Raw genomic sequence first — 8,623 nt, 5'->3', positions numbered from 1 at the left:
AATTGCCGTGATATCGACAAAAAGGAATAGTGGTCGGTGAAGAGGGATTCGAACCCCCGACCCTCTGGTCCCAAACCAGATGCGCTACCAAGCTGCGCTATTCACCGACTTGTTTTTGCCATGACATAAATCACAGCGGGAGCAAAGCACCCAAATAAATGGGGTGGCTAACGAGACTTGAACTCGCGACAACCGGAATCACAATCCGGGGCTCTACCAACTGAGCTATAGCCACCACTGACATTGTTACCGATGCTTCCTCTAGCGAATGGCACGCCCGAAAGGATTCGAACCTTCGACCTTTGGCTCCGGAGGCCAACGCTCTATCCAACTGAGCTACGGGCGCATGCCCCATCGGCGGAGTGGAATAATACGTATATCGCCGATAGGCGTCTAGTTTTTTTTTCAACTTTTTTATCGTTTGGCGTCTTTTTCAGCAATTAAAGTGTGATAAAACCCTACTTATGGTGTGATTGTTCCTCTTCTCCAACTAACTTGTTGTTTATTGCAACAAGTTATCGGGATATAATCACTTAGTATTTACATTGATTTAACAGCTGTAAGTTAGTTTAAGTCGTTCGCAGTGGCTAATTTTGCATCTTTAGATCAAACTAAAATAATGGGTAAGCACGTATTTACCTTCAGGAAGATAAAGTGAGTTGAATGGATATGTCTCGAAATATTTTGACCCTATTAGTCACTGCAATCGCCTTCTCAAGTACCGCTTTTGCAGCCAAAATAAGCCAAGATCAACACGATGCTATTGCCGAGCGCATCAGACCTGTCGGTAACGTATACCTCGCAGGTGCAGAGCCTGTCAAAGCAGAACCATCCGGCCCTCGTGACGGTGCAAAAGTCTACGGCACTTTCTGCGTGGCATGTCATGGCTCTGGCGTCAATGGTGCTCCGAAAATCGGAGATTCTGGCGACTGGGCGCCGCGTATCGCCCAAGGCAAAGACACGCTCAGTAAACATGCAATTAATGGTTTTAATGCCATGCCTGCGAAAGGCACTTGTATGGACTGCTCGGATGATGAAATCGTCGCAGCTATTGAACACATGATCGCAGGTCTTTAGCATCAACCGATTTGTCGTTTAGACAGATAACGACTAGTTTTTGTTGAACATAGAACGTATGTTAGCGATATGAGCTTGGCCTTTTGCCATCCTTTCTTCTTGGCTGACAGGTTTCTTCTCATGCTCCCAATCAACGTCATCGAAGGGCAATTCATCAAGAAAGCGACTTTGAGTCGGCTTAATTAGCTCGCCGAATTGGCGGCGCTCTTTGCACATAGTGAAGGTCAATTCTCGCTGTGCCCTTGTAATCCCGACATACATAAGACGACGTTCTTCCTCGACATTATCTTCATCGATACTGGTCTGATGGGGCAAAATTCCTTCCTCCGCCCCAATTAAGTACACATAGGGAAACTCTAGTCCTTTCGATGCATGCAAGGTCATCAATTGGACCGCATCACTATCATCGTCTTCTTCTCCTCGTTCCATCATATCGCGCAAAGTAAGACGTTGGACGACCTCTTTTAGGTTTTTCTCTTCTTGGTCATAGTTATCCCCTTCAAGATCGGCGACGATCCACGAGTACAAGTCAGAGACGTTTTTCATCCGCATTTCTGCTGCTTTTGGACTAGTTGAAGTTTCGTACAACCAATCTTCATAATGAATATCGCGCACCAATGCTCTAACAGCCTCAACGGTATCGCCCCGTTCGGCTTGATCAGCAATCTTTACTAGCCAAGTGGTAAAACGCCTTAAATGCTCTAAGCCACGACCACTAAGACTTTGCTCTAACCCAAGCTCAAAGCTAGCCTCAAAAAGGCTTTTGCCACGCATATTGGCATAGCTACCTAATTTTTCGAGTGTTACTGGTCCTATTTCTCGTCTTGGCGTATTGACGATACGCAAGAAAGCATTGTCATCGTCGGGGTTTACCAATACTTTCAGGTACGCCATGATATCTTTGATTTCAGCACGAGCAAAAAACGAGGTACCACCAGAGAGCTTATAAGGGATACGATTTTGCATTAACGATTTCTCTATCAGACGCGACTGATGATTGCCTCGGTACAAAATTGCGTAATCTCGATAATCGGTTCGATTAAGAAACTTATGTGCAATCAGCTCACCTGTGACTCGCTCGGCCTCATGTTCTTCATTCTTCGCTTTTAGAAGCTTGAGTTTCTCGCCATCTGGAATTTCAGAAAAAAGTTTTTTTTCATACACATGTGGATTATTTGCAATTAAAACGTTCGCTGCTCGTAAAATTCGACTGGTGGAACGGTAGTTCTGTTCAAGCTTGATTAGACGTAAATTAGGGTAGTCTTGTCCGAGCAACACCAAGTTCTGAGGTTTTGCTCCTCGCCACGAATAAATCGACTGGTCATCATCACCAACCACTGTCAAACGTCCTCGCTCTCCAACGATTAGCTTAACCAAATCATATTGACTGGTGTTTGTATCCTGATACTCATCAACCAAAAGATAACGAATTCGATTTTGCCAACGACTTCGAACTTCAGGTGAGCTCTTCAACAATTGAACGGGCAGTGAAATCAAATCGTCAAAATCAAGCGCGTTATACGCTTTCATTTGTTTTTGGTACAAAGAAAAACATTGAGCAAATACTTGCTGCTGCTCACCTTGTGCCATCACTGATGCCTGTTCCGGAGTCAGCATATCGTTTTTCCAATTTGAAATGGTACTCATTAACTGACGTAATAAGTCTTTATCACCATCAAACTGCTGTTCCGTCAATTCTTTGAGCAATGCCATCTGATCTTGATCGTCAAATAGCGAAAAACCTGCCTTCAGCCCCAGCGTTTTATATTCACGTTTAATAATATTGAGCCCTAAAGTATGAAAGGTTGACACCATTAGACCCTTCGCCTCATTCTTACCAAGCGTTTGACCAACCCGCTCTTTCATTTCACGTGCTGCTTTATTAGTAAACGTCACGGCAGCAATATTGCGCGCTTTGTAGCCGCACTGCTGGACTAAATAAGCAATTTTATTGGTAATAACACGTGTTTTCCCCGAGCCTGCTCCTGCCAGAACTAAGCAAGGACCGGAAACGAATTTGACCGCCTGATCTTGATTGGTGTTGAGTTTCATCACTGTCTCAATAGTCGAAGTAATTGCCGTCTATAATAATAGTGCCACGAACAGATTGCTATGCTTGAAACTACCCACTTTGAAAAGCAGCCAAGCGTTAGATAAAAAATATTACAATAAATGACCGCAAAGATTCTTGCCAAGTCGATCGCTTTATGAGCTATAATGAATGAACGTTCATTCATTTACACCAATTATCACTTGATACTGAACCTAATCATATGACAGATAAAAAACAACAAATTATCGATTCTGCGGAAAAGCTGATTGCAGAATCTGGCTTTCAAGGACTCTCAATGCACAAGCTGGCCAAAGAGGCCGGTGTGGCAGCAGGGACGATTTATCGCTACTTCTCAGACAAGGAAGATTTGTTATTACAAGTACGTCTCGCTGTGGTACAGCGTAATGCAGAAGTGGTTCAGAGGGGTGTTGATGACTCTATGCCTCTTAAACAACGCTTTCGCACCATGTGGCTGAATACTTTCGATTTATCAGGTGACAATATCTGCAATCTGAAAAATCGTGCTCAATACGACTCGCTACCTTGTGTGCGTAACCATGAAACCAAGGAAATCGAACGCAAAATGTTTTACAAAGTCGACCAACTGTTTACCGAAGGTCGCGATTCAGGACTATTTAAGCCATTAGATAACCCTATTTTGGCCGCCCTCAGTCTTGAAGTCAGCGTCATGCTGGCTCGAAAACAATCTCTCGGATATTACCAATTGGATCAAGAGGCAATTGATGCTGCCATTGAAGCCAGTTGGGACGCCATTATTCAACATTAAATCGGAGTTCAAAAATAATGAAAAAGTGGACATTTTTTATGTTGCTGATAGCACTGCTACTATTTGGCAGCGTTATTGGCTTCAATGAGTTCAAGCAACATAAAATCGATGAGTACTTTGCTAATCCACCTGAACAAGAATATCCGGTCACGGTCACAACGGCGAAAGCTGACATCTGGGTACCTGTGATAAAAGCGATTGGTTTCATTGAGCCAAATCAAGGAGTGACACTATCCAATGAAAGCAGCGGCGTCATAAGTAATATTAGTTTTGAGTCTGGCACTCAGGTTAAAGCAGATCAGCTACTGGTTGAGCTTGATTCTGATGTCGAAAAGGCTAATTTAAAAAGCAGCCAAGCAAAATTGCCTGCGGCTAAAGCCAAATACAAACGCTATCAGGGTCTGTATCAAAAAGGGTCAATCTCCAAAGAGCGCTACGACGAGGCAGAAGCGAACTTTTTCTCGCTACAAGCCGATATCGAAAGCCTGACCGCAGCCATCGAGCGCCGCCAAATTATCGCACCTTTCGATGGCGTTGTTGGTATTCGCAATGTCTTTCTTGGACAGTATTTGCAAGCTGGTAGCGATATTGTTCGCCTCGAGGACACCAGTGTTATGCGCCTGCGCTTTACCGTACCACAAAATGAAATTTCACGAATTCGCTTAAAGCAGCCTATCGACATTTTTGTTGATGCTTATCCAGAGCAGCCATTCGTGGGGTCAATTACCGCCATCGAACCTGCCGTCAGCAGTCAAAGTGGTCTGATCCAAGTTCAAGCCGATATTCCAAATAGTGATGGCAAGCTACGCAGCGGCATGTTTGCTAGGGCGAATATTATTCTCCCCACGCTGGAAAACCAAATCACATTGCCGCAAACTGCCATCACTTACACCCTATACGGTGATAGTGTTTACATTGTCAGTGATGAAGATGGGGAAAAGCGTGTCAAACAGCATGTGGTTAAAGTTGGCGAGCGTAAAAAGGATATCGCGCATATTCTTGATGGCGTCAAACCTGGCGATACGATTGTCACATCAGGTCAAGTGCGTCTTAGCAACCATGCCAAAGTGAAAATTATTGATGACAACTCAGCCATCACCCCACCAGCTGAAACCCCTATGTTGTAATTGGAGGCACAATGCGCTTTACTGACATTTTCATCAAGCGTCCTGTTTTAGCGGTATCAATCAGTTTTTTGATTGCTTTGCTCGGCCTGCAAGCCATATTCAAAATGCAGGTCCAAGAGTACCCTGAAATGACCAACACAGTGGTCACTGTATCCACTGGCTATTACGGTGCCAGTGCCGACCTTATCCAAGGTTTTATTACTCAGCCACTGGAACAAGCCATCGCACAAGCCGATAACATTGATTTTATGACTTCTTCGTCTGAGCTTGGTAGCTCAACGATTACGGTTAATATGAAGCTCAATAGCGACCCTAATGCTGCTCTGGCGGATATATTAGCCAAAACTAACTCAGTACGTTCACAACTACCAAAGGAAGCTGAAGACCCCACCGTTACACTCTCAACTGGGGCGAGTACAGCAGTACTTTATATTGGTTTTACTAGCGATGAGCTCGAATCAAGTCAAACCACAGACTATCTTGAGCGTGTCATTAACCCGCAGTTATTCACGGTTAATGGGGTATCAAAAATCGATCTGTTTGGGGGCATGAAATACGCCTTACGAGTTTGGCTCGATCCAGAAAAAATGGCAGCCCTTGGGCTTACGGCAAGTGACATCAGCAATGTGCTTAATGCTAATAACTTTCAGTCTGCAACAGGTCAGGCTACGGGAGAATTTGTACTCTATAATGGCAGCACAGATACCCAGGTATCGAATGTTGATGAACTTAAAGCCTTAGTGGTTAAAAGCGATAAAGGTAATCTAGTTCGTCTAGGTGATGTGGCCAAGGTATCCCTCGCCAAAAGTCATGATGTTTTTCGTGCCAGTGCCAATGGTAAAGATGCCGTAGTGGCCGCTATTAATGCAACGCCAAGTGCTAACCCAATTAATATCGCCCGCGATGTGCTTGCATTACTACCACAAATTGAGCGCAACCTACCCAGTAACATTAAGATGACGGTCTTATATGACTCAACTGAAGCTATTAATGAGTCTATACATGAAGTGATCAAAACCATAGTCGAAGCTGCAATTATCGTTTTGGTGGTGATTACCCTTTTCTTGGGATCATTTCGCGCAGTCATCATCCCTATTGTGACGATTCCTTTATCACTCATTGGTGTCGCGATGGTGATGCAGGCGATGGGCTTTTCATGGAATCTAATGACCTTACTCGCTATGGTACTCGCGATTGGTTTGGTGGTCGATGACGCGATAGTCGTATTGGAAAACGTGGACCGACATGTGAAGCTCGGAGAGTCCCCGTTTCGCGCTGCGATTATTGGTACACGCGAGATTGCCCTCCCTGTTATTGCGATGACTCTTACACTGGGAGCGGTATACGCGCCAATTGCCCTAATGGGGGGCATTACGGGTTCATTATTTAAAGAGTTTGCCCTTACTCTCGCTGGTGCTGTCTTTGTATCTGGTATTGTGGCTCTGACACTTTCACCCATGATGTGTTCAAAAATGCTCAAAGCTCACGCAAAGCCGAGTAGATTTGAACAAAAAGTTCATGATGTCTTAGATAACCTCACGCTAAAATACGAAACTATGCTTAAGGCGGTCATGGATCATCGCCCTGTGATCATAGGCTTTGCCATCATTGTTTTTGTTAGTTTACCTTTTCTGTTTAAGTATGTTCCGAGCGAGCTAGCACCTGCAGAGGATAAGGGTGTTGTAATGCTCTTTGGCACTGCACCATCAAATGCTAACTTAGACTTTATGCAAAACAGCATGAATCAAGTCAATAAGATACTTTCAGACCAAAAAGAAGTCGAATATGCGCAGGTCTTCACTGGCATCCCAAGCTCAAATCAAGCGCTAGGAATTTCAACACTAGTGCCTTGGAGTAAACGAGATGCTGGTCAAAAAGAAGTTCAAGAACGAGTTGGCAAACTGGTGAAAGAAATCCCAGGTATGTCCGTGGTCGCTTTCCAACCACCAGAATTACCTGGAGCAGGGTCTGGATTACCGATTCAATTTGTGATCACAACGCCTGATAACTTTGAAAGCTTGTTCGCAACAGCGAGCGATATTTTATCTGAAGTAATGGCAAATCCTATGTTTATGGTTCCCAGCCTAGATCTTAATTTTGATTCAGCAACAATGAGAATTAATATTAATAAAGATAAAGCTGGTGCGTACGGGATCACCATGCAAGATATCGGTATCACACTCGGAACTCTAATGTCAGATGGCTATGTCAATCGTGTTGACCTTAACGGGCGTTCCTACGAGGTCATACCGCAAGTGGAACGTAAGTGGCGTTTAAACCCAGACGACATCAAAAATTATTATGTCCGAGCAAGTAACGGTGATGCCGTTCCTTTGAGTAGTCTAGTTAATATTGATGTGGTAGCCGAGCCGCGCTCTTTGCCGCACTTTAACCAGCTTAACTCGGCGACAATTAGCACTATTCAAGCTCCGGGGGTGGCGATGGGAGATGCTGTTGCTTGGTTTGAAAACATCGCTAAAACTAAGCTGCCAGGCGGCTACAACCACGATTACCTTGGCGAGTCACGCCAATATGTCACTGAAGGTAGCGCGCTTTACGCAACGTTTGGTTTGGCGCTTGCAGTCATATTTATCGTGCTATCAATTCAGTTTGAGTCTCTCAGAGACCCTGTTGTGATTTTGGTGTCTGTCCCACTCGCCATATGCGGTGCTCTCATCGCACTTGCTTGGGGAGCGGCAACAATGAATATCTACTCACAAGTTGGTCTTATCACGCTTGTGGGCCTCATTACTAAACATGGCATATTAATTTGTGAAGTCGCAAAAGAAGAGCAGTTGCATAATAAACGCTCTCGCACAGAAGCTGTTATGGAAGCGGCGAAAGTGCGCCTCAGGCCGATATTGATGACCACAGCGGCCATGATAGCAGGCCTAGTTCCACTTCTTTACGCAAGTGGCGCAGGTGCACAGCAACGCTTCAGTATCGGTATCGTAATTGTTGCAGGTCTTGCTATTGGTACCTTATTTACCTTATTTGTCCTGCCCGTGATATACAGCTACCTAGCTCAGCATCACAAACCTCTGCCAGTATTTGTTGAAGATAAAGACTTGGAGAAGTTAGCAAGAATTGACGAGGCAAAGGCTGCACAACGCCACCTTGCAGAAGATAAGTAATAAACTGACAACAAAAAGGCCGCGAATGCGGCCTTTTCTTTGTTATGTAAACCTTGAATTTTTGCTATCTAAATAGGGACATTCACGTATCATTTAAATAAAATGAGGTTACCCAAATAACTTCAAAAGGCAGGCACATGCGCACGTAGCCTTTTGAAGTTATTTGGTTGTATCAACTGAAAGGAGTTTTATCATCATGTTCGACCCCAAAAAACTAGAGCAACTCGCGAAGCAAATTCATGACTCAATGCCAGCTCCGGTAAGAGAGCTCGGTGCAGATGTTGACCAGAAAGTGCGCCAAGTGATTCAAGGCCAATTAACAAAACTTGATGTTGTCAGCCGTGAAGAGTTCGACGTGCAAACTCAAGTATTGCTCAGAACACGACAAAAACTGGCAGACATGGAGCAAAAGCTCGCCGATATTGAGGCGAAGCTAGAACAGCAA

At 44.4% G+C, this 8,623-nt stretch carries 6 protein-coding genes and 3 tRNA genes; 5 read left to right on the top strand and 4 right to left on the bottom strand.

The window, feature by feature from the left end:
• Positions 1–30: 30 nt before the first annotated feature.
• From RH40_RS17515 to RH40_RS17505, 3 genes are all read right to left on the bottom strand, one after another.
• A tRNA-Pro gene (locus RH40_RS17515) sits at positions 31–107 on the bottom strand.
• Positions 108–159: 52 nt separating this feature from the next.
• Positions 160–235 (bottom strand) — tRNA-His (locus RH40_RS17510).
• Positions 236–269: 34 nt separating this feature from the next.
• A tRNA-Arg gene (locus tag RH40_RS17505) sits at positions 270–346 on the bottom strand.
• Between the two features lie 317 nt (positions 347–663).
• Between RH40_RS17505 and RH40_RS17500 the strand changes: the two genes are divergently transcribed.
• Positions 664–1,077, top strand: a complete 414-nt coding sequence (locus RH40_RS17500) for a c-type cytochrome (RefSeq protein WP_009603015.1) — start codon at positions 664–666, stop codon at positions 1,075–1,077.
• Between the two features lie 33 nt (positions 1,078–1,110).
• Here the strand turns inward: RH40_RS17500 and rep are convergent, their stop codons facing one another.
• Entirely contained in the window at positions 1,111–3,129 is a 2,019-nt protein-coding gene (rep, locus tag RH40_RS17495) for a DNA helicase Rep (protein WP_009603014.1), read from the bottom strand.
• Between the two features lie 221 nt (positions 3,130–3,350).
• Here rep and RH40_RS17490 point away from each other — a divergent pair, with 221 nt between their 5' ends.
• The 4 genes from RH40_RS17490 to ubiK form a co-directional block, all read left to right on the top strand.
• On the top strand, positions 3,351–3,917 hold the full coding sequence (locus RH40_RS17490) for a TetR/AcrR family transcriptional regulator (protein WP_009603013.1): 567 nt from the start codon (positions 3,351–3,353) through the stop codon (positions 3,915–3,917).
• A gap of 17 nt (positions 3,918–3,934) precedes the next feature.
• Positions 3,935–5,044: an efflux RND transporter periplasmic adaptor subunit gene (locus RH40_RS17485; RefSeq protein WP_009603012.1), complete on the top strand. Its 1,110-nt coding sequence runs from the start codon at positions 3,935–3,937 to the stop codon at positions 5,042–5,044.
• An 11-nt stretch (positions 5,045–5,055) separates the two neighbouring features.
• Positions 5,056–8,178 carry a multidrug efflux RND transporter permease subunit gene (locus RH40_RS17480; protein ID WP_009603011.1) on the top strand — a complete coding sequence of 1,041 codons (3,123 nt, stop codon included), beginning with the start codon at positions 5,056–5,058 and terminating at the stop codon, positions 8,176–8,178.
• Positions 8,179–8,374: 196 nt separating this feature from the next.
• Positions 8,375–8,623, top strand: a 249-nt coding sequence (ubiK, locus tag RH40_RS17475) for a ubiquinone biosynthesis accessory factor UbiK (protein ID WP_009603010.1), incomplete at its 3' end; no start/stop codon positions are given.

The sequence above is a fragment of the Vibrio caribbeanicus ATCC BAA-2122 genome (assembly GCF_000165125.1).
In the GTDB taxonomy this organism is placed as follows: domain Bacteria; phylum Pseudomonadota; class Gammaproteobacteria; order Enterobacterales; family Vibrionaceae; genus Vibrio; species Vibrio caribbeanicus.
This window is presented reverse-complemented; position numbering and strand designations above follow the sequence as displayed.